General features: G+C 62.1%; 23 protein-coding genes and 2 pseudogenes. 9 read left to right on the forward strand and 16 right to left on the reverse strand.

Annotated features, from left to right (window positions below):
* Positions 1 to 286: 286 nt before the first annotated feature.
* Together RTX98_RS12620 and RTX98_RS12625 are read left to right on the forward strand one after the other, a co-directional pair.
* Positions 287 to 1,465: an MFS transporter gene (locus RTX98_RS12620; RefSeq protein WP_312796966.1), complete on the forward strand. Its 1,179-nt coding sequence runs from the start codon at positions 287 to 289 to the stop codon at positions 1,463 to 1,465.
* A gap of 81 nt (positions 1,466 to 1,546) precedes the next feature.
* Positions 1,547 to 2,200 (forward strand): cytochrome c oxidase assembly factor Coa1 family protein, encoded by a 654-nt coding sequence (locus RTX98_RS12625; protein ID WP_312796968.1) that lies wholly within the window; start codon positions 1,547 to 1,549, stop codon positions 2,198 to 2,200.
* Positions 2,201 to 2,441: 241 nt separating this feature from the next.
* On the opposite strand, the gene mmsB is transcribed toward RTX98_RS12625, so the two are convergent.
* From mmsB to RTX98_RS12640, 3 genes and pseudogenes are all read right to left on the reverse strand, one after another.
* Positions 2,442 to 3,338, reverse strand: coding sequence for a 3-hydroxyisobutyrate dehydrogenase (gene mmsB, locus RTX98_RS12630; RefSeq protein ID WP_312796970.1), 897 nt, complete (start codon positions 3,336 to 3,338; stop codon positions 2,442 to 2,444).
* A 122-nt stretch (positions 3,339 to 3,460) separates the two neighbouring features.
* Positions 3,461 to 4,616: pseudogene (locus RTX98_RS12635) on the reverse strand (acyl-CoA dehydrogenase family protein).
* A gap of 225 nt (positions 4,617 to 4,841) precedes the next feature.
* Positions 4,842 to 5,627 carry a TSUP family transporter gene (locus tag RTX98_RS12640; protein WP_312796972.1) on the reverse strand — a complete coding sequence of 262 codons (786 nt, stop codon included), beginning with the start codon at positions 5,625 to 5,627 and terminating at the stop codon, positions 4,842 to 4,844.
* Between the two features lie 124 nt (positions 5,628 to 5,751).
* Here RTX98_RS12640 and RTX98_RS12645 point away from each other — a divergent pair, with 124 nt between their 5' ends.
* The gene (locus RTX98_RS12645; RefSeq protein WP_312796974.1) at positions 5,752 to 6,183 is read left to right on the forward strand and encodes a TerB family tellurite resistance protein; all 432 of its coding nucleotides are present in this window, start codon (positions 5,752 to 5,754) and stop codon (positions 6,181 to 6,183) included.
* On the opposite strand, the gene RTX98_RS12650 is transcribed toward RTX98_RS12645, so the two are convergent.
* The 5 genes from RTX98_RS12650 to RTX98_RS12670 form a co-directional block, all read right to left on the reverse strand.
* Entirely contained in the window at positions 6,167 to 7,981 is a 1,815-nt protein-coding gene (locus tag RTX98_RS12650) for a dipeptide ABC transporter ATP-binding protein (protein ID WP_312796976.1), read from the reverse strand. The genes RTX98_RS12645 and RTX98_RS12650 overlap by 17 nt on opposite strands.
* Positions 7,978 to 8,847 (reverse strand): ABC transporter permease, encoded by an 870-nt coding sequence (locus RTX98_RS12655; RefSeq protein ID WP_312796978.1) that lies wholly within the window; start codon positions 8,845 to 8,847, stop codon positions 7,978 to 7,980. Before RTX98_RS12655 ends, RTX98_RS12650 begins: the two co-directional genes overlap by 4 nt.
* Entirely contained in the window at positions 8,844 to 9,791 is a 948-nt protein-coding gene (locus RTX98_RS12660) for an ABC transporter permease (protein WP_312796980.1), read from the reverse strand. The genes RTX98_RS12655 and RTX98_RS12660 overlap by 4 nt, the downstream gene beginning before the upstream one ends.
* Before the next feature lie 52 nt (positions 9,792 to 9,843).
* Complete coding sequence (locus RTX98_RS12665; RefSeq protein WP_312796982.1) at positions 9,844 to 11,325, reverse strand: ABC transporter substrate-binding protein; 1,482 nt, start codon at positions 11,323 to 11,325, stop codon at positions 9,844 to 9,846.
* Positions 11,326 to 11,412: 87 nt separating this feature from the next.
* On the reverse strand, positions 11,413 to 12,690 hold the full coding sequence (locus tag RTX98_RS12670; protein WP_312796983.1) for an acetylornithine deacetylase/succinyl-diaminopimelate desuccinylase family protein: 1,278 nt from the start codon (positions 12,688 to 12,690) through the stop codon (positions 11,413 to 11,415).
* Between the two features lie 138 nt (positions 12,691 to 12,828).
* On the opposite strand from RTX98_RS12670, the gene RTX98_RS12675 reads away from it, so the two are divergent.
* Entirely contained in the window at positions 12,829 to 13,257 is a 429-nt protein-coding gene (locus RTX98_RS12675) for a L,D-transpeptidase (RefSeq protein ID WP_312796985.1), read from the forward strand.
* A gap of 3 nt (positions 13,258 to 13,260) precedes the next feature.
* On the opposite strand, the gene RTX98_RS12680 is transcribed toward RTX98_RS12675, so the two are convergent.
* From RTX98_RS12680 to RTX98_RS12710, 7 genes are all read right to left on the reverse strand, one after another.
* On the reverse strand, positions 13,261 to 14,229 hold the full coding sequence (locus RTX98_RS12680; RefSeq protein ID WP_312796987.1) for a lipid A biosynthesis lauroyl acyltransferase: 969 nt from the start codon (positions 14,227 to 14,229) through the stop codon (positions 13,261 to 13,263).
* Complete coding sequence (locus RTX98_RS12685; RefSeq protein ID WP_312796989.1) at positions 14,229 to 15,254, reverse strand: zinc-binding dehydrogenase; 1,026 nt, start codon at positions 15,252 to 15,254, stop codon at positions 14,229 to 14,231. The genes RTX98_RS12680 and RTX98_RS12685 overlap by 1 nt, the downstream gene beginning before the upstream one ends.
* Entirely contained in the window at positions 15,254 to 16,522 is a 1,269-nt protein-coding gene (locus RTX98_RS12690; protein ID WP_312796990.1) for a beta-ketoacyl-ACP synthase, read from the reverse strand. The genes RTX98_RS12685 and RTX98_RS12690 overlap by 1 nt, the downstream gene beginning before the upstream one ends.
* 47 nt (positions 16,523 to 16,569) lie before the next feature.
* On the reverse strand, positions 16,570 to 17,736 hold the full coding sequence (locus RTX98_RS12695) for a beta-ketoacyl-ACP synthase (protein WP_312796991.1): 1,167 nt from the start codon (positions 17,734 to 17,736) through the stop codon (positions 16,570 to 16,572).
* A 19-nt stretch (positions 17,737 to 17,755) separates the two neighbouring features.
* Entirely contained in the window at positions 17,756 to 18,040 is a 285-nt protein-coding gene (locus RTX98_RS12700) for an acyl carrier protein (RefSeq protein WP_416223118.1), read from the reverse strand.
* Positions 18,041 to 18,258: 218 nt separating this feature from the next.
* Positions 18,259 to 18,735 (reverse strand): pyridoxamine 5'-phosphate oxidase family protein, encoded by a 477-nt coding sequence (locus RTX98_RS12705; RefSeq protein WP_312796992.1) that lies wholly within the window; start codon positions 18,733 to 18,735, stop codon positions 18,259 to 18,261.
* Positions 18,736 to 18,811: 76 nt separating this feature from the next.
* On the reverse strand, positions 18,812 to 19,381 hold the full coding sequence (locus RTX98_RS12710; protein WP_312796993.1) for a histidine phosphatase family protein: 570 nt from the start codon (positions 19,379 to 19,381) through the stop codon (positions 18,812 to 18,814).
* 164 nt (positions 19,382 to 19,545) lie between these two features.
* On the opposite strand from RTX98_RS12710, the gene RTX98_RS12715 reads away from it, so the two are divergent.
* From RTX98_RS12715 to RTX98_RS12730, 4 genes are all read left to right on the forward strand, one after another.
* Positions 19,546 to 19,803, forward strand: coding sequence for a DUF2171 domain-containing protein (locus tag RTX98_RS12715; RefSeq protein WP_312796995.1), 258 nt, complete (start codon positions 19,546 to 19,548; stop codon positions 19,801 to 19,803).
* A gap of 116 nt (positions 19,804 to 19,919) precedes the next feature.
* Entirely contained in the window at positions 19,920 to 20,870 is a 951-nt protein-coding gene (locus tag RTX98_RS12720) for an AEC family transporter (protein WP_312796997.1), read from the forward strand.
* Between the two features lie 61 nt (positions 20,871 to 20,931).
* The gene (locus tag RTX98_RS12725; RefSeq protein ID WP_312796999.1) at positions 20,932 to 22,389 is read left to right on the forward strand and encodes an NAD-dependent succinate-semialdehyde dehydrogenase; all 1,458 of its coding nucleotides are present in this window, start codon (positions 20,932 to 20,934) and stop codon (positions 22,387 to 22,389) included.
* A gap of 22 nt (positions 22,390 to 22,411) precedes the next feature.
* Entirely contained in the window at positions 22,412 to 23,131 is a 720-nt protein-coding gene (locus RTX98_RS12730) for a hypothetical protein (protein ID WP_312797000.1), read from the forward strand.
* A gap of 4 nt (positions 23,132 to 23,135) precedes the next feature.
* Here the strand turns inward: RTX98_RS12730 and RTX98_RS12735 are convergent, their stop codons facing one another.
* A complete protein-coding gene (locus tag RTX98_RS12735; protein WP_312797001.1) occupies positions 23,136 to 23,585 on the reverse strand; it encodes a winged helix-turn-helix transcriptional regulator in 450 nt (149 codons plus the stop codon).
* A 136-nt stretch (positions 23,586 to 23,721) separates the two neighbouring features.
* On the opposite strand from RTX98_RS12735, the pseudogene RTX98_RS12740 reads away from it, so the two are divergent.
* Positions 23,722 to 24,120, forward strand: a pseudogene (locus tag RTX98_RS12740) (bifunctional proline dehydrogenase/L-glutamate gamma-semialdehyde dehydrogenase); the annotation flags it as partial.

The following is a 24,120-nucleotide window of genomic DNA, read 5'->3' on the forward strand; positions in this document are numbered from 1 at the left end:
AACGCTTCGGCGCGTGATCTTGTCGTTGGTGTCGGTCATGGCCGGTCTCCGCTGGGGTGAACAGCAGGAAGCATGGAGTTGGGCCGGAAGTTCCAATCCATGCTGACGTTCGTCGGTGCCTGCTGTCAAAGCGCATTCGTGTCGCTGGGCCGATAGCGGCGCATAGGGAGCCGTGATAGCTGCCAGCTATTCGGCACGTCTTGCTGCTGCGCGAGTCGCGTTCGCGGGCCTGCTCGTTTGCTTTTCAGTGTTTATCGAGTGGCCGAAGAAGGGGAGCTTGTATCTGATGTTGCAACCCGATGCGGCGCCTGGGCCGGCCTTGAAGACACCGGTTCCCTGGCTGGCGATTGCCGCTGTTACGGCCACCGTGTCGGTGTTCGCAATTGCGCAGGGGCTGTCTTACCCGCTGCTCAGCTTCATTCTCGGGCGGCAGGGCGTGTCGCCAACGATGATCGGCTTGTCGGCGGCGATGTCGCCGCTGGGCATGATGATCGCCGCCACGCAGATCCCTGCGATCGTCAAGCGGCTGGGCGGCATCATGACCGTCACCGTGTGCTCGCTTCTCTGCGCAACGCTGTTTGCCTTGATCGGGCTGACGCAGAATGTTTGGCTGTGGTTTCCGCTGCGCTTCCTTTTGGGAATGAGCGTCATCCCGCTTTATGTCCTGAGCGAAGTCTGGATGATGTCCCTGGCACCGCCGCAACAGCGCGGGCGGTTCATGGGCGCTTATACCTCCATCATCTCGCTCGGCTTTGCGAGTGGTCCCGCGACGTTGGCGGTGATCGGCACGTCGGGCATTCTGCCCTTCGCGCTCGGCTTTTCGGCCTTCCTGATCTGCGGATTGTTCGTGCGGCTGGCTTCGACACGGCTGCCACCGTTTCATGAAGACGAGCAGCAGGGCACCGTCCGGCGCTTTCTGCCCGCCGCACCGACCTTGCTCGCCGCAGTGTGGGTGGCTGCCGCGACCGAAACCTCCATGCTCGCTTTGTTTCCGACCTATGGCCGATCCATGGGCCTGGACGAAAAACAGCTGGCGACGCTGCTGACCGTCTTCTTCTTCGGTAATGTTGCCCTGCAGATCCCGCTCGGCCTGTTGGCGGAGCGCCTGAGCGCACGCACGGTGATGGTGCTTTGCGCCTTGTTCGCGACAGGCGGCTGCGCGCTCCTGCCCATGGTTCTCGGAACGCCCTTCCAGTGGCCCGCCATCTTCTTCTGGGGTGCCTTCTCCTACGGCATGTATACGATGTCGGTGATCGAACTCGGCCAGCGTTTTTCCGGCACGATGCTGGTGGCCGGTAACGCGGCGTTTGCGATGATGTGGGGCTTTGGCGGCATTGCGGGGCCGCCGATGTCCGGCGGTTCGATGCAGGTCCTCGGTCCGCATGCCCTGCCTTTCATGCTGGGCATCTTCAGCACCGGCCTGCTGCTGCTTGGTATCGTGCGCGCGCGTATGCGCTCGGCTTGAACAGCGGGTGTCTGCTGGCTAGACCTTCATGGAAGCTGTGCGCAAGATCAGCTGGGACCATGTCCAAAGGGATAGCCAGAGATGACCGAGCCGAAAGTCTATTTCGACGAGCCGTTGAACAATCCGCCGGAGATCCCGCCGGAACTCGACCGCTGGAACTGGGGCGCGTTTCTGCTCAACTGGATCTGGGGCATCGGCAACAGCGTGTGGATCGCACTGTTGATGTTCGTTCCTCTGGTCAACATCGTGATGGTTTTCATTCTGGGCGCACGCGGTAGCCGCTGGGCATGGAAGAACCGGGCCTGGCGCGACGCCGAGCATTTCCGTAAGGTCCAGCGCCGTTGGGCAATCGCCGGCTTCCTTGTTGTGCTGCTGTCGATCGCCGCCGGCGTCGCGCTGGTATTCGGCACGATGGCAATCATGCGCAGCAGCGACGCCTACCAGATGACGCTCGATGCCGCGCGTGGCGATCCGCGTGTCGTGCAGGCACTGGGTGATGACTTCAGCGCATCGAGTTTCTTCACCGGCGGTGTCAGCACCAATGGCGACGGCACGGGTGGCGCTGGCTTCAACATTCCGGTGAGCGGCAGCAAGGGATCGGGAACGATCTTTTCACAGCTTCATCGCGAGGCAAATGTGTGGAAGATTGATCGCCTCGCGGTGACAATCGACGGTCAGGAGCCGATCGTCATCATTGAGGATGGCCAGGAGGCGCTGCCTGGAACCTCGACCTGAAACCGCAAAACGCAAAAACCGCGCTCGCATTCCTGCGATCGCGGCTTTGCCAGTGAAACGCTTGGCACTTCGCGAACAACACACAGCGAAGTTTACTGCTCCGGTACGCAGTACCTGATCCGGAGCGGGTGGCGGTGGTTTCATCCGCCATGCACATCCTTATAGAGGGACATCGTTACTAGCTGGTTACGGAGTCCTAAAGCAAAGCTTAAAATGCGTGTTAAGTTGGCGATACCGCTTGTCACGCCGTTGTTTTTTCAGCGTCGCTCCGCAGGAAGTTGATGATGCCGGAGAAGTCCTCGCCGCCATGGCCGAGCGCTTCGAACCGGCTGTAAAGTTCAGCCGCCTGAGCGCCAAGCGGCGTTTCCGCGCCGGCCGATCCAGCCGCTTCCTGAGCCAGCTTCAGGTCCTTGAGCATCAGCGCCGCAGCGAAGCCCGGCTTGTAATCGCGATTGGCCGGCGAGGTCGGCACAGGGCCTGGAACGGGGCAGTTGGTGGTGATCGCCCAGCATTGGCCCGATGAAGTCGAGGCCACGTCGAACAGCGCCTGATGCGACAGGCCGAGCTTTTCGCCGAGCACAAAGGCTTCCGCTGCTGCGATCATCGACACGCCGAGGATCATGTTGTTGCAGATCTTGGCGGCCTGTCCGGCACCCGCATCGCCGCAATGCACCGAGCGCTTGCCCATGCGCTCCAGGATCGGCTCAGCCTTGTCGAACGCATCCTTCGCGCCGCCCACCATGAAGGTAAGGGTGCCTGCCTGCGCGCCGACCGTACCGCCGGACACCGGCGCATCGACCGAAAGCATGCCGTTCTCGGCTGCGATCGCATGCGCCTGGCGGGCCGACTCCACGTCGATCGTGGAGGAGTCGATGAACAGCGTGCCCGGCTTCGCCTTGGCGACCACGTCATTGTAGACGGACACGACATGCTTTCCCGCCGGCAGCATGGTCACCACCACATCAGCCGTCGCCACCGCTGAAGCAGCATCGCCCACGACTTTCACCCCGTTCGCACCGGCCGTCTTCAGGTTGTCCTCGACGAGATCAAAGCCGAGCACCGAGTAGCCCGACTTCACAAGGTTCGCGGCCATGGGGTTGCCCATATTGCCGAGGCCAATGAATGCGATGGTGGTCATGGTGAGGATCCTCCGGAAGTAAGCGAATAGGTGAGTAGGTGAACATGGGATTAGGGAAAGGCGAGGGCGGCGAGCTTCTTCAGCCCTACTGCCCTAATCGCCTACTCACCTAATCCCCTGCATCACCGACCAATCAAACTCCGCGCGATGATCACGCGCATGATCTCGTTGGTGCCTTCGAGGATCTGATGGACGCGCAGATCGCGCACCAGCTTTTCGATGCCGTAATCATGCAGATAGCCGTAGCCGCCATGCACCTGCAGCGCGTCGTTGACGACCTCGAATCCGGTGTCGGTAACAAAGCGCTTGGCCATGGCCGACCACTTGCCGGCGTCATGCGCCTTGGCGTCGAGCTTTGAGGCTGCGGTGTAAAGGAAGATGCGGGCGGCCTGCAGCGCGGTCTCCATGTCGGCCAGCTTGAACTGCAAGGACTGAAAGCGGTCGATGGTCTGGCCGAAGGCCTTACGCTCGCCGGCATAGGTCAGCGCCTTGTCGAGCGCTGATTGCGCGCCGCCCAGCGAACAGGCCGTCGAGCCCGGCCATGGCGATGCGGAAGCCGGCTCCTTCGCCGCTGAGCACGTTTTCGGCTGGCACTTCGCAGTCGGTGAAGATCACCTGCCGCGTCGGCTGCATCTTCCAGCCCATCTTCTGTTCTTCCGGTCCGAAGGACAGGCCGGGCGTGCCTTTCTCGATCACGAAGGTCGAAACGCCTTTCGGGCCATCCTCGCCGGTGCGCGCCATCACAACGTAAAGCTCGTTTTCGCCGGCGCCTGAAATGAACTGCTTGGTGCCGTTCAGCACGTAAGAGTCGCCATTGCCGCCTGAGCGAACGGCCTTTGTGCGAAGCGCTGCGGCGTCGGAGCCTGCGCCCGGCTCGGTCAGCGCATAGCTCGCCAGCCACTCCATGGAAGTCAGCTTGGGCAGGAAACGCTGGCGCTGCGTTTCGTCGCCGAAACGGTCGATCATCCAGGCGCCCATATTGTGGATCGAGATGAAGGACGAGAAGGCAGGGCAGGCGGCGGCCAGCGCTTCGAAGATCAGGACGGCATCGAGGCGCGTCAGCCCGGAACCGCCGACATCGTCATTCACATAAATGCCGCCAAGGCCGAGCGCCGCTGTTTCCCGCACCACATCGCTCGGAAAGTAGCCCTTGCGATCCCACTCGAGCGCATGCGGCGCCACCCGGTCGGCCGCGAAAGCCTGCACCATTTCCTGGATTGCGCGCTGGTCCGAGTTCAGTTCGAACTGGCCCAATGCCGTATCAACCGCTGCGTCCATGGTGTCCTCCCAATCTGCGCGCTTCCTGCCGATCCTAGTCAATTCGCCCGATGCTTCCAATCCGCATCGGCGCACAATGGCTGTGCGCGATCGAACAAGCAAACAAACGTTTGACCAGCAAGTGTTGCGGCTTTCGATAAAGCAGTTTGTCCTTCGGGATCAAGGCACGATTGCCCAATCGCATGCCGATCCGGACATGCGCTCAGGATCGCAGGCACTCAGTACTCAGCCGAACAGGAAGGCGTGAAAAGGGTTCTTTTCGTCGAGGAGCAGCTTAATCGCCAGCGCCACGCAAGTGACAACCAGCAGCGGCCGGATGAGCCGCGAGCCGACCCGCATGGCCAACGTAGCGCCAAGACGGGCGCCGATAAACTGTGCAACGCCCATCACCAGCCCGGCCTTCCAGGAGATCACGCCGACCAGCGCGAAAGCGCCGAAGCTGCCGACATTGGAGGCGAAATTCAACAGCTTGGTATGTGCCGTCGCCTTCAACAGGCCGTAGCCGGCCAGGGTCACGAAGGCCAGCATGAAGAACGAGCCAGTGCCTGGCCCGAACAGCCCATCATAAAAGCCGATCAGTGGAACAACCGTCAGGCCAAAGAGGAACGGCGTCATGCGCTGGGCGCGGTCGACATCATCCATCGAGGGTTTCAAAGCGAAGTAGAGGGCAATCGCAACAAGGAGTACGGGAAGCACCAGTTGCAGCCATTCGCCCGGCAGAACGGCAGCCAGCAAAGCACCAAAGATGCCGCCGACGCCGGATGCAATGGCCGATGGAAGCTGGCCGCGCAGGTCGACATGCCCTTTTTGCGCATAGGCGATGGTGGAGGATGCCGAGCCGAACAAGCCCTGCAGCTTGTTGGTGCCAAGTGCTTCCACCGGCGGGAAGCCGGCCAGCAACAGAACCGGCACGGTCACCATGCCACCACCGCCGGCAATGGAATCGATGAAGCCGGCAAGAAAGGCCGCCAAGGCAAGAATGGCCAGGAGGTGGAAAGTCAGTTCAGGCATGAGGATGTAACTCGCAGCGGATTGAGGCATAAAGCATCGAACAGTTCGGCGATAGCCGCCGCCGCAGCGATGCGCGTGCCGTCATATGCCTGGCCGAACCGAATAATGGGGATTGGAGCAAACCATGCCGCAGGGGCTTATCAATAAACTGATTTCCGTATTCAACGGTCAAACGGCAGTCGAGCGCGTTGCGGAAGATCCTGTCCTGACGGCTGAACTGCTGCTGCTTTTTCGCATGATCCTGGCCGATGGCGAGATCTCCGAAGCCGAACTCGAAACACTTCGCCGGATCTGCAAGGAGTCCTTCGGCATCGACGAAGCCGATCTGGACGATGTCGTCGATTATCTGCGGACCTATGGCTACGAGACCACGATTGCCCAATCCCTGGCAGTGTTCCGCCGCCTCGATCATGACCGCAAGCAGCTCCTTGCCCGCAACATGGCGGCTATCGCCAAAGCCGACCGGGCGCTTGGAAAGCAGGAAGTTCAGCTGCTCGCACGCGCGCTGAAATTGCTCGAGATCGAGCCGTCCGAGATCCTCAACGCGCCGCGTTGATACGGGCGGCTCTGGCAGCGAGCGCACGATCCAAATCAGGCGCGGCCGCTACCAAAGCTTTGGCCGCGTCGGATCGCGGATGGTCGAGGATCGCATGAGTTTCCCCTCGCTCTACGATCCTGCCTTCATGCATGACCATCACATCGTCTGTGATAGCCCGCGCCACCGTCAGGTCATGCGTGATGAAGAGATAAGCGACGCCGAGCCGTTCATTCAGCTCGGCGAAAAGATCCAGCACCTGCGCGCGGATCGACACGTCGAGCGCTGAAACCGGTTCGTCGGCGACGATCAGCTTGGGGCGGGTGATGACGGCGCGTGCGATCGACAGGCGCTGGCGCTGGCCGCCTGAAAACTCGTGCGGGTATTTGTCCATGTCGGCAGGCTTGAGGCCGACATCATCGAGCGCCTTTGACACCAGCGCCCGGCGTTCGTCCTGCGACGGCTTGGTTTGCAGAAGGTGCAGCGGCTCGGCCACCAATCGCTCTACGCGGTGGCGCGGGTTGAAGGAGCCGTAGGGGTCTTGGAACACCACTTGCATGTTTCGCCTGGCATCACGCAAGTCGGCATCCTTGCTTGTTTCCAGCCGATGGCCGTCAAAGGTGATGGAGCCAGAAGAGGGGCGATCCAGCGCCAGGATCATCCGCGCCAATGTGGACTTGCCGCAGCCAGACCGGCCGACAAGCGCGACGGATTGGCCGGGGTGCAGGGTGAAGGACACGTCATCGACGGCCCGAAACGGCTTTTCGCGAGAGAAGATGCCGGTGCGTCGTCCGGCATAGTCGCGGGTGATCGACTGGACGGCGAGGAGAGGCGGCAACGTTGCACCCCCCTCTGCCCTGCCGGGCATCTCCCCCTCATGGGGGGAGAAAGGCGACTGTATTGCTGCTGCTCTTACAGGGGACGTCTTTCTGATGTGCTCCTGATGGCTCGGTGCTCCAACGGGGCGCTGGACGTTTGATGAAGGTTCTCTCTCCCCCCTTGAGGGGGAGATGCCCGGCAGGGCAGAGGGGGGTATGCTGCGCCTGTTCACCGGCACATGCGCGGACGCCTCCGCCAGCTGCGCGGTATAAGGATGCGCCTTCGCCGCCAGCACCGCTGATGTCTCGCCGCTCTCAATCACCTCGCCGTGGCGCATGATGGTGATGCGGTCGGCCATCTCGGCCACGACAGCCAGATCGTGGCTGATGAGCAGCAGCCCCATGCCGCGTTCGTCGACCAAATCCTGCAGGAGGTCGAGGATCTGCTTTTGCAGCACGACGTCGAGCGCTGTGGTCGGCTCGTCCGCGACCAGCAGCTTCGGCTTCAGTGCGCAGGCAATGGCGATCACCACGCGCTGGCGTTGGCCGCCGGAGAGCTGGTGTGGATAACGCGTCAGCGGGAACTTGGCTTCAGGCAGGCCGACGCGGTCGAGCATCGCCGCCGCGCGGCTTTCGGCATCAGCTCGGCTCGCCTTGGTGTGCCAGCGGATGCCTTCCGCCACCTGTTCGCCGATCGTCTTCACCGGGTTCAGCGCCGTCATCGGCTCCTGGAACACCATGCCGATATCGTCGCCGCGCAGCGCCAACATCTCGGCTTCGGTGGCATGGAGGATGTCCTTGCCGTCGAAGGTGAGGCGCCCGCCGGTTTGAGCACCATGCGGAAGAAGCTGCATTAGGGTCAGCGCCGTCATCGACTTGCCGGAGCCAGACTCGCCCACGATCCCCATCACCTCGCCCTTTTCGAGCGAGAGATCGATGCCTCTCATGATCGGAAAATTGCCGATCGACAACGTCAGCTTTTCGATTTCCAGCAGGCTCAACGGACGCGCCTCAGCCGGGGATCAAGGATATCGCGCGCGCCGTCGCCGAGAAGATTGAGGCCGAGAACGGTGACCACGATGGCGAGGCCGGGGAAGATCGCCAGATGAGGTGCTGCCATCATGCGGGTTTGCGCATCAAACAGCATGCGGCCCCAGGACGGCATCGGCGGCTGCGTGCCGAGGCCGAGATAGGACAGGCCGGCTTCGGCCAGGATCCCGAGTGCGAACTGGATCGTGCCCTGCACCAAAAGCAGGCTGACGATGTTGGGCAGGATATGCTCGATCGTGATCAGCACCTTGCCTTTGCCTGACGCTCGCGCGGCCAGAATGAACTCGCGCGGCCAGATCGACAGCGCCCCGGCACGCGCCACCCGCGCAAAAACCGGAATGTTGAAGATGCCGATCGCGATGATCGCGTTCGTTGCGCCCGGACCGAAGATCGCGGTGATCATGATGGCCGACAGCAACGCCGGAAAGGCGAAAACGAGGTCGTTGATCCGCATCAGCGCTTCGTCGATCCAGCCGCCGGTTGCCGCCGCATAACAGCCAAGCGGCACGCCGATCACGATGCCGATGCCGACGGCAAGGATCGCGACAGCGATGGAAGACCGCGCGCCGACCATGATCATCGACAGAATATCACGTCCGAAATGATCCGTGCCGAACCAGTGCTCCGCCGACACGCCCTTCATCTTGTTCAGCACGGACAAGTCGGTCGCCGAGTACGGCGTCCATACATAGGACAGCAGCGCCATGCCGGCGATGATGACCGTGATCAAGGCGCCGATCACGAAAGAGCGGTTGGCGAGCGCCAGCCGAAGGAAGCTCTGGCTCGGCGGCACTGTTTCGGCTGGAAGGGCGCTCATGCCGCCTCCCGCAACCGTGGATCGACCACGGCATAAGCAAGGTCGACCAGGATGTTTACGACGATCACGGACGCCACCAGCAACATCACCACGCCTTCCACCACGATCAGGTCGCGCTGGGTGATGGCCTGGAAAATCAGCCGCCCGAGGCCGGGCAGATAGAACACGTTCTCGATGATGATCGTGCCGGCCAGCAGAAACGCGAATTGCAGGCCGAGGATCGTCAGCACCGGGATCATCGCATTGCGCAGCGCATGGCGGCGTAACACACGGCCGCGCGGCAGGCCCTTGGCGCGGGCGGTGCGGATGTAATCTTCGCCGAGAACGTCGAGCAAAGCCGAACGTGTGACACGCGCCAGAATTGCGGCTTGCGGCAAAGCCAGCGCGATCGCCGGCAGGATCAGCGACTTGACGCCGTTCCAGATGCCGCCATTCCATCCTGGAAAGCCGCCGGCAGGCAGCCATTTCAGCCAGACGGCGAAGGCATAGATCAGAAGCAGCGCAAACCAGAAATTCGGCACGGCGACGCCAAGCTGCGCCGCGCCCATCGACAGTGTGTCGGGCAGGCGACCCCGGCGAGCGGCTGCGAAGATGCCGACCGGTAGAGCGATCACGGTCGAAAGAACAAGCGACATCAGGGCAAGCGGAAGCGATACCACCAGACGCTCGCGGATGAGGTCGGCCACAGGGGAAGAATAGGTATAGGACCGCCCGAAATCGCCGGTCAGCAATCCGCCGATCCAGTGCAGGTAGCGCCAGACCAACGGCTCATCGAGCCCCATCTGCGTCCGCAAGTTAGCCAGCGCTTCCGGGCTGCCGCTCATCCCCAGCATCAATTGCGCGGCATCGCCTGGCAGGACTTCCATCACGCCGAACACGACAACCGACGCCAGCAGCAGCGTCGCCAGACCGATCAGGACGCGGTTCAGGATATAGGCGGTCATGCGTGTGGGTCGGCCGGTTGGCCAGCTTGCTCGCCCTGCTGCTTGCGCACGCTCACTCCGTCCATTTCACCTTTGTCAGGTCGTTAGCTGGGATTGGCGTATTCTCCCACAGACCTTCCAGCTTGGCATCCCAAACGCCGACCTTCGGCAGCTGGAACAGGAAGCCGACCGGGGCATCATCGGCCAGGATCTTCTGCGCCTGGCCGTAAAGGTCTTTGCGCTTAGCCTCGTCCACCGTGGCGTCGAGCTCCCCAATGACCTTGTTGAACTCGGGGTTCTGGTAGCCGATGTAATAGTCAGGCCGGGAATAGATATCGATATCGTTGGGCTCGACATGGCTGATAACAGTCAGGTCGAAATCCTTGCCGGTAAACACCTGCTCCAGCCACTGCGCCCATTCCAGCGGGATGATATCGAGATTGATGCCGACCTGCGCGAGCTCGGCCGCGATCACCTCGCCGCCCTGACGCGCATAAGGCGGCGGCGGCAGCTTGATCGTGGCGGAGAAGCCGTCAGCGAGCCCGGCTTCCGCCAGCAGCGCCTTCGCTTTCTCAAGATCATGCGGATAGGTGCCAGTGAGATCGACATAGGCCGGATTATGCGGCGCGAAATGCGAGCCGATCGGTGTGCCCAGTCCGTTGATTGCGCCGGCATTGATCTCCTCGCGGTTCAACGCATAGGAAATTGCCTGCCGCACCAGCTTGTTGTCGAACGGCGCCTTCTTGTTGTTCATCGACAGGATCGTCTCGCCCTCGGTCGATCCAATCACGACCTTCAGCCGCGGATCCGCCTTGATCTGGTCGAGCGCTTCGGCGACCGGCGCGCTCGGGAAGGCCTGGACATCGCCTGAGAGCAGTGCCGGAATGGCAGCCGCCGCATCCGGAATGATGCGGAACTCGGCCTTGTCCAGCGACACCGGCTCGCCCCAATATTCTGGGTTCTTCACCAGCGTAATCGAGGAGCCACGCGCCCAGTTTTCAAAGCGGAACGGGCCGGTCCCAACCGGCTTTTCCTTGTTGGTCGCCACACTTTCGGACCCCACGATCACTGCATCGCCCCAGCCGAGATTATACAGGAAACCACCCTGCGGCTGCTTCAGCGTGATCTTCACCGTGGCGGGATCGACGACCTCGATCGTGTCGATCTTGGCAAACAGCGCCTTCTGCGCGTTCACCGTATCCGGTGAAATCGCCCGCTCCAGCGAGAACTTGACGTCTTCGGCGTTGAACTCGGTTCCGTCGTGAAACTTCACCCCAGTATGAAGCTTGAATGTATAGGTCTTGCCATCCGGCGAGATGTCCCAGCTTTCCGCCAGGCCCGGCAGAACCTCGCCGGTCGGACCGATCTTGGTCAGCCCCTCGAACACGTTGGTGTAAACCACCTCGTCGATCGCAGCCGCGGCACCCGCCGTCGGGTCGAGATGTGGTGGCTCCAGCACCATGCCAAGCACGAGATCGGTGCGGGCCGCAAAGGCGCACGTGACGGATGCCAGCACGAGCATTGTTGCAGCCAGAACGGACGTCCACTTGGTCATCGAAAAAACTCCGCAGGGTCAGGCAGGGATTGAAGCGTGAATGAGCGCCTGAGTAAATCGGCATTCTCGTCATACGAGCCGACGCGGTCAGATTTCCCCACCCGCCAAGAGCCGACGGAGTGCCAGCGCCATGACCTTGGCGGATTGCACCATGTCCTCGATGCCGACCCATTCGTCGGGCTGATGCGCGAGGTCGAGGATGCCGGGGCCATAAGCGATGCAATCGTAGATGTGGCCGATGCGAGCGATGTGCTTCTGGTCGTAGGTTCCGGGTGAGATGACGTAATCCGGTGCGCGATCGAAGATCGCGTGGATGCCCTCCGCCACCGCCTGCACCACCGGCGCGTCGCGCTCGGTCATGGTGGGCTTGACCTCCATGAGGTCGCGGATCGTGTAATCGAACTTCGGCCGCTCCAACTTAAGACGGTCGAGGATCGTGGTGACCTCGCTTTTCACGACGTCCAAGTCTTCTTCCAGCAGGAAGCGGCGGTCGATCACCAGGCGGCAGGTGTCTGGCACGGTGGGCGAGGGCAGACCGGGGCGGAAGTCCTCGGTTTGGCCGCCGTGGATCGAATTGATGTTCATCGTGGAGCGCCGCGCACCTTCCGGCACCACCGGCATCTCAGTCTGCTTCTTGTCGAGCACCGGGAACAGCTCGTCTTCAAACGCCTGAAGCAGCGCCCCCATATGGCGCACGGCCGAGTCGCCCAGGAAGGGCATCGAGCCGTGCGCGATATGGCCCTTGGTTTCGATTTCCGCCCACCACACGCCGCGATGGCCGAGGCAGATGCGGTCCTTGTTCAACGGTTCCGGGATGATGACATGGTCGACGCGCGGCGCCGAAAAGTACCCCTTGCCCGCGAGATAAGCGACGCCGCCATAACCGCCGGATTCCTCATCCACGGTACCGGAAATCTCGATAGCGCCAGCGAAATCCGGGTTCTCGGCGATGAAGGCTTCCGCCGCGATGATGGAAGCCGCCAGCCCGCCCTTCATGTCGCAGGTGCCGCGACCATACACGCGACCGTCCTTCACTACGCCCGCGAACGGATCGACCGTCCAGCCTTCGCCGGCTTCCACCACGTCGATATGCGAGTTGAAATGGACGACCTTGCCCGGCCGCTTGGCCTCAAAGCGCGCAACGACATTGGTGCGGGGATAACGATCATTGTCCCCCGGCGTGCCTTCACCGCGCACATATCCCACCTGGAAGCCGCTGCGCTTTAGCCGGTCGCCGATATATTCGGCGCAGGGCGTATAGGCTTCCCCGGGCGGATTGATCGTCGGAAAGCGAACGAGGTCCTGGGTGAGAACGGTGAGATCATCGACCCGGTCGTCGATGGCGCGCAAAAGCTTGTCGGTCATAGCGAGGATATCATCAGCGTCCGGATGATCTGGCAAGCCAGTCCGCAGCCGATCAACAAGCAAGGTAAGCCGCGATGATTCACCCGGGATTCAGTTCCTGCATCTACCATCACGCACAACGGGATTTTGGAGGGCGAGATGGCGAAGATCTGGGAAGGGCTGGCGGTTCTCGGCATGCTGGCGGCAGCGCCGAGCCTAGCCAATGCGGCGACGGTAGTGGCGCATGTCGATGTCGCCAAGCAGGTGATGACGGTGAGCCGGCAGGGCAAGGTGCTTTACACCTGGAAGGTGTCGACGGCCCGCAAAGGCTACGACACGCCGCTCGGCACCTGGCGTCCTTACCGGATTCACCAGCTTTGGAAATCGCGCAAGTATGACGACGCGCCGATGCCTTATGCCGTGTTCTATGATCGCGGCTGGGCGGTGCATGGCACCAAGGCGGTAAGCCGGCTCGGACGCCCGGCCTCGCATGGCTGCGTGCGGCTGGCGACCAGCAATGCCAAGGCGTTCTATGATCTGGTTCGCGAGGTCGGACCCGGCAATACGCGCATCATCGTCGCGAACTGAGCTTCAAGCGGGCGTGACCGGCGCGCCCGTTTTCTTCTTCTTGCGCTTGCTGATCTTCCAGCGCTTGTGGAACCACATCCACTGGCCGGGATCTTCGCGCACCCAGCCCTCGACGATGTCGTTGAGCATCTGCGTGGTGCCGTTCACATCGACCCGACCCTTGGCATCGCGCGGCAGCCTTAGCGCTTCCTGGATCTCAAGTCGGTAACGATTGCCGGGCAGGCGAATGCAGCGCGCAGGATGCACGTCGCATTCATAATTGCGCGTCAGTTTGGCCACCAGCGGGCTGCTTTCACAGGCGCGGCCGAAGAAGGTGGTCGGCACGCCCTGCATGAAATGCTGGTCGACGAGAACGCCGACATTGCCGCTATTTTCCAGAATGCGCGCCACGCTGAACGCCACACCGCGCCGTGAGGCCAGCAGCGAACCCATCGCGCCGGAGCGGCGGCGCAGCACATAGTTCGCGAGATAGGGATTATTGGGCGGCCGAAACATCGACGTCATCTGCAGGTCGAAGGTCGCCGCCACGATCGGCAGAAACTCGAAGTTGCCGAGATGGCCGGTAAAGAACAGCCGTGGCTTCTGCTCGTCGCGCAACCGATGAAAGATCGGCTCGCCGGCCTTGTTGATCTCGACGCGGTTCTCGCCGTTGGTCGCCGGGTTGAAATCGAACAGTCTGTCGAGGAAGACGTATTCGGTCGCGAGACGACCCATATTGCCCCACATGTCCCGGGCAATCGCATCATGCTCTTCAGCCGATTTCTCGGGGTAGGCTTGGTTGAGATTGTCGACGGCGACCTTGTGGCGGCCGGTCAGCGGCCCGAACGTGCGCGCAACCTTGTCAGCGAAGTTGAGCGCCGCGTCAGGTGGCGCAAGCCGCAAAAGCGCCATGACGCCGAAGACGATCTGCGCGACGATCCAGTACTGGAACAGCTCGAAGCGGTTCCTGAGGGCGGCGATGAAGACCCGCATCACACCCGCAGGATGATCTTGCCGAATACGTCGCGGCCTTCCATGCGCTTCAGCGCCGTGTCGATGTCGTCGAAGGTGACTTCGGTGTCGATCACCGGATGAACGAGACCCTGCGCCATCTTCTGCATGGCATTGGCCATGTTTTCCATGCGGCAGCCGAAGGAGCCGAGCAGCTTCAGCTGCTGCTGGAACAACTGCATCAGGTTGATCTGCGTCGAGACGCCGGACGTGGAGCCGCAAGTCACGAGGCGGCCGCCCTTCTTCATAGAAAGCATGGAGCCGGCAAACGTGTCTGCGCCGACATGCTCGAACACGACATCGACGCCGCGCTTCTTGGTAAGCTTGCGCACCACGCCCTCGAAGCGGTCTTCACGGTAGTTGATGACGTGATCGGCACCCAGCGCCTTGGCCGGCTCGATCTTGGCGTCCGAGCCAACAGTGGTGATGACCGTGCAGCCCATCTTCTTGGCAAGCTGGATCGCCGCCGTGCCGATGCCTGAACCGCCGGCATGAACGAGGATCGTTTCGCCGGGCTGCAGCTTGGCATTGTCGAACAGCATGTGCTCGACCGTGCCGAAGGTCACCGGTGCAAGCGCGGCTGCCACATCCGACACGCCGGGAGGGGCGGGGACGAGGAGGCGGGCCGGCAGATTGATGCGCTCTTGCGCAAAGCCGTCGAGATGGAAGCCATGCACGCCCTGCACATGCTCGCAGAGATTGTCGCGCCTCTCGACGCAGTTCTTGCATCGGCCGCAAGTGCGCGCGCCATAGATCGAGACCAGTTCGCCCGGTCGCAGGTTCGACACGCCGGGACCGACTGTCTCGACCACGCCAGAGGCTTCCGCGCCGATCACCAGCGGCATCTTGCGCTTGGCAAAAGCCATGCCGCGCCAGCCCCATACGTCGATATGGTTCAGCGCGACGGCCTTGATCGCGACCGTGACTTCGCCAAGCTCAGGCGCGCCGGGTTCCGGAAGATCGACGGTTTCGAGCCGGCGATCTTCGATCAGCTGCAAAGCGCGCATCAGTTTGGCTCCCGTGCCAGTGCGAGGCAGGCGTTCTGGCCGCCGAAGCCGAAGGAATTCGACAGGATCGCGCGAACATCGGCATTGCGCTTGACGTTCGGCACGACGTCGAGGTCGATCGCCGGATCCGGCTGGTCGTAATTGATGGTGGGCGGCAGTACGCCTTCCTGCATGGTGAGGAAGGAGAACACCGCCTCGACCGCGCCGGCCGCCGAAAGCGTGTGGCCGATCATCGACTTGTTTGAGGAGACGGGAATCGACTTGATGCGCTCGCCGAACACGGTGGACAACGACAGATGCTCCATCTTGTCGTTTTCCGGCGTCGAAGTGCCGTGCGCGTTCACATAATCGATGCCATCGACGCCCAGACCAGCGTCATCAAGAGCGGCCTTTACTGCTGCGATAGCGGGCGAAGCGTCCGGCTTGGAACGCGTGCGGTGGAAATCATCGGCGCGTTCGCCGCACCCTTGCAGGATGCCGAGCACCTTGGCGCCACGGGCGCGTGCGCTTTCCAGCGACTCCAGCACCAGTGCGGCACCGCCTTCGGCCAGCACGAAGCCGTCGCGATCCCTCGAGAAGGGGCGAGACGCCTTTTCTGGCTCGTCATTATGGGTTGAAAGCGCCGACAGCAGCGAGAAGCGGATCAAGGCTTCAGCGGACGCCGAGCCATCGGCACCGATCGCCAAAGCGCGGTCGCTCTCGCCCCGGCGAATGGCTTCGACGCCAAGCTGAATTGCCGTGGCACCGGAAGCGCATGCCGTCGACAGCGTGATCGGCAGACCGCGTGTGCCGAAGCGGGCTGACAACGCATCGGCGATGTGGCCGAACTGCGAGCTTTCGAACAGCGAGCGATCGTTGCGGGCGCGCGCGACGGCCAGCAGGCGCGCATAGCCTTCCTCGGTCTCCTCGCCCTTATAGAGCGCAAAACGATCCGGCCACTCCATCTCGATCGGCGGGGAAGCCAGAAACAACGGGCCGCCGAAGTCCTTGCCGAGACCGGCCTGTGCGATGGCCTCTTCCGCTGCGGTTGCAGCGAGTTCCTCGGTCAGCGCCGAGTTACCCTTTCCGCTTGACGGCAAGAAGTCGACCATGCCGGAAATGGTGGTGCGCAGGTGATCGGTGGGGAAGCGGGTGATCGGATGAATGCCGGACTTGCCAGCCGTCAGCGCTGCCCAGTTGTCGGCTTTGCCGACGCCGAGCGAGGTTACGACGCCCAAGCCGGTGACGGCCACGATGGGCCTGCCAAGATGATCCACGGTGCTCGTCATGGTGGTTCCTTGCCGTCAGGTAGGGGCCTCGCCCGCGAGGTCGAGGCTCAGGCGCGGCCGAGAGCCGCAACGCCGCCATAGCGACGATAACCGAAGCTTGTGGCAACCGCCATGTCCAGCGTGTCCGAGAAAGGCGCTTCGCTCGGCTCGGTAGGAGAAGGTGCTGCGCCATGTGATACAGCCAGCGCTGCCAAGGCGACCGCAAACGGGAATTGCGCTTCCTTGAGGTGGCCGGTCAGGTTGGTGAAACCGCGTGCGATCAGGCCGGCCTTGTCCAGCGCCGAGCGTTCGGCACGGGTAATTGCCTCAACGCCGGTCGCCCCGGAAATCGCCAGATGCGGGCCAGACAGGTCGAGTTCGGCCAGCATATGAGCGATCTGCGCCTCGTCCGGTGCAGCGCCTGCAGCTGCGACGCGGCCGAGTGTTGCATAGACCTTGCGGCCGCGCGCTTGCGCGTGCTCGCGCGATTCCAGAACGAGGAACGCCCCGCCCGAACCGCTGACGATGCCGCCACCTTGCGTGCCGGAGCGATCCCAGACCGGAGCCCAGTCGCCACGGTTGAGGTAGCCGCCGAGCTCATAGCCAAGCAGCATGTCGGGATGTTCGGTCTGGAAGGCAGCACCCACGAGCGCGTGAGTCGACTGGCCGGCGCGGATGCGTGCGGCTGCTGTCTCGATTGCCGAAACGCCTGCGCCTTCTTCTCCCATGAAGGTGCGGGAAGAGCCGGTAACCTTATGAACAATCGAGATATTTCCGGCCAGCAGGTTTGACAGCTGCGCCAGGAAAAGGGTCGGCCGAAGGTCGGTCGTCAGGCGTTCGTTGAGGAGCACGCCGGTGTCGGACGAGGTCTGCGACTGCTCGAGGATCGAGGTGTCGACCTCCACATCGCGCTCGCCACCGCCGGCTGCGACGATCATGTCCATCGTTGCGCAAAGCGCTTCATCGCCCTTGATGCCGGCATCGTCGAGGGCGAGGCCGGCGGCATAGGTGCCGAGGCGCTGCCAGGTTTCCATCTGGCGCTGGTCGGAGCGCTTGGGGATCTGAAGACCCCAATCCAGCTGCGGTAGGGGATGGACTGTGTAGGGCGCGAAGCGGTCGCGATCGAGGGTGGGCGTGGGCTGATCAAGCGTCAGCTGCTGCCAATGCTGCTCCGTGCCTTCGCCCAGCGAAGACACGAGGCCGATCCCAGTGATAACGACGTCGCGTGCGCTCATTAGAGGTAAGTGCCTGTTTTCAGGCAGCTTTTGCGGCGACGAGGGCGTCGATCTTGGCGCAAAGATTCTTCATAACGAAGTATTCGTCGGTCGAAGCGCGGCCTTCGTTGACGTCCTGCGTCCACTTCTCGAGCGGCACCTTGATGCCGAATTCCTTGTCGACGGCGAAGACGATATCAAGGAAATCAAGGCTGTCGATGCCGAGATCGTCGATCGTGTGGCTTTCCGAGGTGATGGTTTCGCGGTCGATCTCGCTGGTTTCAGCGATGATGTCGGCGACCTTGTCGAAGGTGGTGGAGGACACGGGCAATTCCCTTGATGGCGTCATTAAATGAGATTTTGGCCGCGGTTCCTAAATCGTTTTGCCGGGAAGGGGAAGGGCCTTTGCCCCGTCGAGACCCGGTAGAAGCGGGGAAATCACGGAGCAAAACCGGAAAAATGCACCGGAAAACAGGAATATGGCGCCGTAAAAAATGGGAAAAGGCGGACAAAAGCCCGCCTTTTCACCGTCTTTAGGGAGTGTCAGAACGTTATCTTGCCGCTCTCGCCAACATTCGGCTTGCCGCCGGTCACCTTCGTCCGGACGACTTCGAAAGCATGCAGGATCGAGCTGCCGGTTGCATCCCAATACTGGCCCTCGCTCGGGCGGAAAGTGATGACAACTACGTCGGCCGTTTCCGCATCGCCGTCGAACCAGGCGTCGGCATAGGCATTCCAGAGTTCCTTGATCATCGCGCGATCCTGGCTCTGGGTAGCGGTACCGGAAAGCGACGCAAAGTCGTTGGTGCTTTCGTTGGCGAAGGTCAGGTTGATGTGACGCTCTTCGTCAATCTCGTCGGTCTTCGGGGCATCGGCGTTCGACAGGAAGCGGACGACGTGCTCGTTCTCGTCGAAATGCGGCGCCATCGGACGCGAGCGGATGTCCTGACCGTCGTGGGTCGTCAGCATCGCGACACGGAAGCTGGACAGCATCTTCCAGAATTCTTGCTTGTCTTTCACGGTATCGTCTCCGGTTTCGGGGTCGGGCGGTGAATGCTTAGCAGGCCGGGAAGGTTCCGAGCTTCTTTGAAGCGGCTCAGTTGAAGATGATGCGTCCGGCGATATGGAGGCCTTCAGGGTTGCGCTTGACGATGACCGCTTCGCCTTCTCGGGCGCCTGCTCCAGTCAGGGAGCGGATGACGTCTTCATGGGTGACGAGCACCAGATTGCCGGAACCGGTGAAGCCTTCCACGAGCGCGAAAATCTCTTCCCTGGCGGTTTCCGCTGCAGACGGATCGGAAGCAGGATCAAGAGCGGGCAGGTCTTTGACGAGGCTCGAGCCGAAGGCGAGGTCGGCGGTTTCGCGGGTGCGGCAGAAGCGGCTCGTATAAACTTGCTCGACCGGTTCGGCACGCGCCGCGAACAAGGAGCCTATTCGGCGCGCCTGCTGCTTGCCGCGATCCGAGAGGCCGCGCTGGGTGCGGCAGTCATCAAGATCGATCTTGGGTGAGTCGGTTGTGCCAGCGGCATAACCATGGCGCAGGAGCACGACGTGTCCACCTTCGCGTAAGAGTGCCCAGCCAGCTTCCGTGGCACTGGCTGGAGCGACAACAAGAACGAGCGGGGTTAGAAGAAGGGAAAGCAGCAGGGTGGTGATGCGGATCATGGATGTGAAATAGCGATCCGCGGCCCGAAAGCCAAATCGACCGGCAAGGTGTTGTCGGGTGAACGCTGCGTGCTCGTTTTCGATGGCAGGTTGAATGCATCTTTCCTGAGCGACCTGCGTTCCCCATCCGCAAAACCAATCCGTTGATCGAAAGGGATGCTGATATGTCTATTGCCAGCAACATCAAGGAACATGCCGAAGTTATCGGCGCAGACGGCGTTCACGTCGGCACGGTGGACAAGGTCGAAGGCGACCGCATCAAGCTGACCAAGAAGGACAGCGGTGAGGGCCATCACGAAGGACATCACCACTATATTTCGCTCGGCCTCGTTGCCGATGTGGAAGGCGACAAGGTTCGCTTGTCGGCTAATGCCGATGTGGCAGTGACCTTCGAGGAAGAAGAAAGCGGCAAGTCGGCCTGATCGACTTCAACGCATTTACTGCGAACGAACGAACAGCCGGGCCATCGTGCCCGGCTTTTTCTTTGTGAGACGAAAGCCGTGTTGCTCGCTGCTGCCGGCGGGCCTATCGAGCCCGTATGCATGCGTTGATCGAAACCATCCTGTTCGTGTTCGGCCTGGTGGCGCTGGGCTATCTTGCGGCGCTGACGGGCTTTTTGAAACTCGATGTGGGTGAAGCGCTGACGCAGTTTGCGGTGGGCGTAGGTCTGCCCATGCTGCTGTTCAGGACGGTTGCGACCGCGACCTTCGGTGGCGATACGCCGTGGGCCTTGTGGATCACGTACTTCTCGTCGGTGTTCATCGCCTGGGGTGTGGCCTTCTTCACGCTCAAGCGCGCCTTTGGGAGGGATGATCGCACGGCGATGACCGGCGGTCTGGCGTCGGGCTTTTCCAACCTGCTGATGCTCGGCATTCCGCTCAGCCTCGGCGTTTACGGCCAGGAAGGCTTCACGACGCTGTCGCTGATCATCTCGATCCACCTGCCGATCATGATGGGCCTGTCTATCCTGCTGTTCGAATTGATGCGGCCAAAGGATTTGCATCGGCCGGGAATGGCAACGGTTCTTCTCGATTTCGGCCGCAAGCTGCTGTCGAACGCCATCGTGATCGGCATTATGATCGGTCTCATCTGGCGCTTTTCCGGGGTGCCGATCCCGTCTTTCGTAATGCGCTTCGTGGATGCTTTTGCCAATGCGGCCGTGCCGGTGGCGCTGTTCGCGATGGGCCTGTCGCTGCGGCGCTTTGGCATCGGCAGTCATCTCGGGCCGGTGCTATGCCTTGTCGGCTTCAAGCTCTTCCTGATGCCGGCCGCAGCTCTGGTGATCGCACTCCTTCTCTGCATGCCGCCGCTTTCCGCCAAGGTGGCGGTGCTTGCCGCTGCCATCCCCAGCGGCATCAACCCTTATCTGATCGCAACGCGCTTCGGCACGGGACAGGCGCTGACATCCAACACGATGACCATGTCGACCGCCTTTGCCGTAGTGACCACCGTGTTCTGGCTCTTTGTGGCGGAGCACGTTTTCACCTAAAGTGATCTCGAGCATAAATGACAGAGATCCCGTCCGTCAGGACCCAGCAGGAGACAGAGCGATGCTGCAGAAATACAGCCAGTTCATGAGGGAAGCGAACCTGATCGGCGGCGAGTGGGTGCAGGCCGACTCGGGCGCGACGATCGACGTGATCAATCCGGCAACGGGCCTCAAGATCGGCACCGTGCCGAAATCCGGTCGGGCTGAGACGAAGCGCGCGATCGAGGCCGCGAACCAGACCTTCCTGTCCTACCGCAAGACCTCCGCACTCGATCGCTCCAAGCTCCTGCGCAAGCTGCATGACGCGATCATGGACAATCAGGATTCGCTGGCCGAACTGCTGACGCTTGAACAGGGCAAGTCGCTGGCGGAAGCCAAGGGCGAGGTGGGTGCGTCCGCCGCTTACGTGCTGTGGTTTGCCGAAGAAGCGCGCCGCACCTATGGCGATGTCGTGCCGTCGCCCTGGGCTGACCGGCGCATCCTGGTGACCAAGGAGCCGACTGGCGTGATTGCCGCGATCACGCCGTGGAACTTCCCGTCCTCCATGCTGGCGCGCAAGATTGGCCCGGCGCTGGCGGCCGGCTGTACGGCGGTGGTGAAGCCGGCCTCGCAGACGCCGTATTCGGGTCTGGCCTGGGGCGCGCTGTGCGAGGAAGTCGGCTTCCCGAAGGGCGCGGTCAATGTGGTGACGGGTGCTGCAAGCGAAATCGGCGACGAGCTGTGCGAGCATCCGCTGGTCAAGAAGATCACCTTCACCGGCTCCACCGAAGTCGGCAAGATCCTGATCGCCAAGGCGGCCTCGACCGTGAAGAAGGTGTCGATGGAGCTTGGCGGCAATGCGCCGTTCCTGGTTTTCGACGACGCCAACCTGGAGCGCGCCGTGGAAGGCGCGATCGCCGCGAAGTATCGCAATTCCGGCCAGACCTGCATCTGCACCAACCGCTTTTTCGTGCAGGCCGGCATCTATGATGCGTTTGTCGAGAAGTTCTCGGCTGCTGCCGCCAAGCTGAAGATCGGCGACGGCTCGGAAGCCGGCGTGCAGCAGGGGCCGCTGATCGACGAAAAGGCGGTCGAGAAGGTCGAGGAACTCGTGGCCGACGCCAAGGAGAAAGGCGGCACGGTCGTGACCGGCGGCAAGCGCCACGCTCTGGGCGGCTCCTTCTACGAGCCGACGGTGATCTCCAACGCTTCGCCGGTAATGCGCTTCATGAAGGAAGAGATTTTCGGACCGGTTGCGCCCGTGTTCAAGTTCGAAAGCGAGGAAGAAGCGATCGAGCTGGCCAACGACACCGAATATGGCCTCGCCGCCTATTTCTACACCGGCGATCTCGGCCGCGCCTTCCGGGTCATGGAAGGGTTGAAATACGGCATGGTCGGCGTCAACGAAGGCATCATCACCACGCCGGAAGCGCCGTTCGGCGGCATGAAGGAGTCCGGGCTTGGCCGCGAAGGCGGGCATCAGGGCATCGAGGATTACCTCGACACGAAGTATGTCAGCATCGGCGGGCTGGGGCTGTAGTGGCGGCACCGGCTGTTACCGGATGAGCGAGCTCAAGCTTTGGAAAGTTTACGGCGCCGCGGTTCTTGTGACCGCGGCGATCGCCGTTCCTTCGCTGGCGCAGGATGACAAGGAGCAAGCCAAGCAGGACGGAAAGCAGTTCGAGGCGCTCCAGCGCGATCTCGATGGGCGAGCAGACCTGTGGATGCGCAGGCAGGCTTGTCCCGCCGATCTGTTTCAGCAGGATCAGACCCTGTTTTCCCGATGGGACCTGACGCGCGACTATACTGTCGGGGAATGCGAAGCCGACCCCGCAGCATGCCTGAAGGGCTGTTTCGACGACGGCAATGAAGATGCGTGTTTCCAGCTCGCCTATATCCACCAGCAAAACGCGCCGAAAGCGCTGGGCCGCTATTCCCAGGCACTGTTCGCGCAGGCTTGCGCGGCCGGCAGCGATGGCGGCTGCACCAACCGCGCGGCTGGCATCCTGAGGGGAACGACCGACGACGAGCCGTTCCTTGCCAAGGCGGATCAGGCGCCGTCCTGCGTGTTTCGCTCTTTCGAGGTGACGTGCGAGGCCGGCGATGCCTGGGGCTGCACGATGCTTGGCTGGCAATATACGTCCGGTGAAGCGGTTGCTGTCGACACAGCCAAGGCGAAAGCTGCCTTCGAAAAATCCTGCGCCATCAGCCCGGATTTCGTGGCCTGCGATTACGCGCGCACGGAGCTGGAAAGGCTGAACGCGCCGGATGGTGCCGACTAGGCGCTCAGCGATCCTTGACCGACTCCATGACCACGAAGGTCGAGGTCTGCGCAACATAGGGCAGGGCGGCGATCTTTTCGCCGAGCGCGCGACGATAGGCGGCGATATCGGTGGTGCGGACTTTCAGGAGGTAGTCGAAGCTCGCCGCCATCATGTGGCATTGCTCGATTTCGCGAACCTCAAGCACGGCCTTGTTGAAAGCATCGAGCGCCTTCGAGGTGGTGTCGGCGAGCTTGACCTGAACGAAGGCGATATGGCCTTCGCCCATCTTTTCGCGGTCGACCACGGCCTGGTAGCCTTTGATGTAGCCGTCGCGCTCCAAGCGTCGCACGCGGGCCTGCACCGGGGTCTTTGACAGACCGACTTTTTTGGCCAGATCGGCCATGGAAAGACGGCCATCGCGGCTGAGCGCCGTGATGATGTTGCGGTCGAGGCGATCCAGTTCGTCCGTCATTAGCCTTTCCGCAGGTCGTTCGATCTGTTGGGGGCTTCGATATAGAGCCAAACGCAGCGCCTTGCCACGCTCTTTGGTCTCACTCGCCGCGCACGCAACGTGGTATGTGGCGGTTCCCCTTTTCGAGGCCCGCACGATGTCTGAACCGCTTGCCGTGATCCGTGAAAATATGCGCCGTCACATCCTGCCCGATGAGGCCGAGGTGGTGGCTTCGCTGGTGCAGAGCGCCAATCTCGATGCGGGCGCTCGTGCCGAGATTTCCGCTCATGCGGCGCGGCTGGTGCGCTCGGTGCGCGAGTCCAGCGAGACCGGCCGGATGGAAGCGTTTCTGGCGGAATACGGGCTCTCCACCAAGGAAGGCGTGGCGCTGATGTGTCTGGCAGAAGCGCTGCTGCGCGTGCCGGACTCGGAAACCATGGACGATCTGATCCGCGACAAGATCGCGCCGCATGACTGGTCGGCGCATTCGGGCGAATCGGCCTCGATCTTCGTGAACGCCTCCACCTGGGCGCTGATGCTGACCGGCAAGGTTCTG

Origin of the sequence: Tianweitania sp. (assembly GCF_032053605.1) — a bacterium.
Classification (GTDB): Bacteria; Pseudomonadota; Alphaproteobacteria; order Rhizobiales; family Rhizobiaceae; genus Tianweitania.

Coding starts and splice junctions, on each gene's coding strand:
- RTX98_RS12620 (WP_312796966.1), top strand. CDS start 287: ATGTTGCAACCCGATGCGGCGCCTGGGCCGGCCTTGAAGACACCGGTT.
- RTX98_RS12625 (WP_312796968.1), top strand. CDS start 1,547: ATGACCGAGCCGAAAGTCTATTTCGACGAGCCGTTGAACAATCCGCCG.
- mmsB (WP_312796970.1), bottom strand. CDS start 3,338: ATGACCACCATCGCATTCATTGGCCTCGGCAATATGGGCAACCCCATG.
- RTX98_RS12640 (WP_312796972.1), bottom strand. CDS start 5,627: ATGCCTGAACTGACTTTCCACCTCCTGGCCATTCTTGCCTTGGCGGCC.
- RTX98_RS12645 (WP_312796974.1), top strand. CDS start 5,752: ATGCCGCAGGGGCTTATCAATAAACTGATTTCCGTATTCAACGGTCAA.
- RTX98_RS12655 (WP_312796978.1), bottom strand. CDS start 8,847: ATGAGCGCCCTTCCAGCCGAAACAGTGCCGCCGAGCCAGAGCTTCCTT.
- RTX98_RS12660 (WP_312796980.1), bottom strand. CDS start 9,791: ATGACCGCCTATATCCTGAACCGCGTCCTGATCGGTCTGGCGACGCTG.
- RTX98_RS12665 (WP_312796982.1), bottom strand. CDS start 11,325: ATGACCAAGTGGACGTCCGTTCTGGCTGCAACAATGCTCGTGCTGGCA.
- RTX98_RS12670 (WP_312796983.1), bottom strand. CDS start 12,690: ATGACCGACAAGCTTTTGCGCGCCATCGACGACCGGGTCGATGATCTC.
- RTX98_RS12675 (WP_312796985.1), top strand. CDS start 12,829: ATGGCGAAGATCTGGGAAGGGCTGGCGGTTCTCGGCATGCTGGCGGCA.
- RTX98_RS12680 (WP_312796987.1), bottom strand. CDS start 14,229: ATGCGGGTCTTCATCGCCGCCCTCAGGAACCGCTTCGAGCTGTTCCAG.
- RTX98_RS12685 (WP_312796989.1), bottom strand. CDS start 15,254: ATGCGCGCTTTGCAGCTGATCGAAGATCGCCGGCTCGAAACCGTCGAT.
- RTX98_RS12690 (WP_312796990.1), bottom strand. CDS start 16,522: ATGACGAGCACCGTGGATCATCTTGGCAGGCCCATCGTGGCCGTCACC.
- RTX98_RS12695 (WP_312796991.1), bottom strand. CDS start 17,736: ATGAGCGCACGCGACGTCGTTATCACTGGGATCGGCCTCGTGTCTTCG.
- RTX98_RS12710 (WP_312796993.1), bottom strand. CDS start 19,381: ATGATCCGCATCACCACCCTGCTGCTTTCCCTTCTTCTAACCCCGCTC.
- RTX98_RS12715 (WP_312796995.1), top strand. CDS start 19,546: ATGTCTATTGCCAGCAACATCAAGGAACATGCCGAAGTTATCGGCGCA.
- RTX98_RS12720 (WP_312796997.1), top strand. CDS start 19,920: ATGCATGCGTTGATCGAAACCATCCTGTTCGTGTTCGGCCTGGTGGCG.
- RTX98_RS12725 (WP_312796999.1), top strand. CDS start 20,932: ATGCTGCAGAAATACAGCCAGTTCATGAGGGAAGCGAACCTGATCGGC.
- RTX98_RS12730 (WP_312797000.1), top strand. CDS start 22,412: ATGAGCGAGCTCAAGCTTTGGAAAGTTTACGGCGCCGCGGTTCTTGTG.
- RTX98_RS12735 (WP_312797001.1), bottom strand. CDS start 23,585: ATGACGGACGAACTGGATCGCCTCGACCGCAACATCATCACGGCGCTC.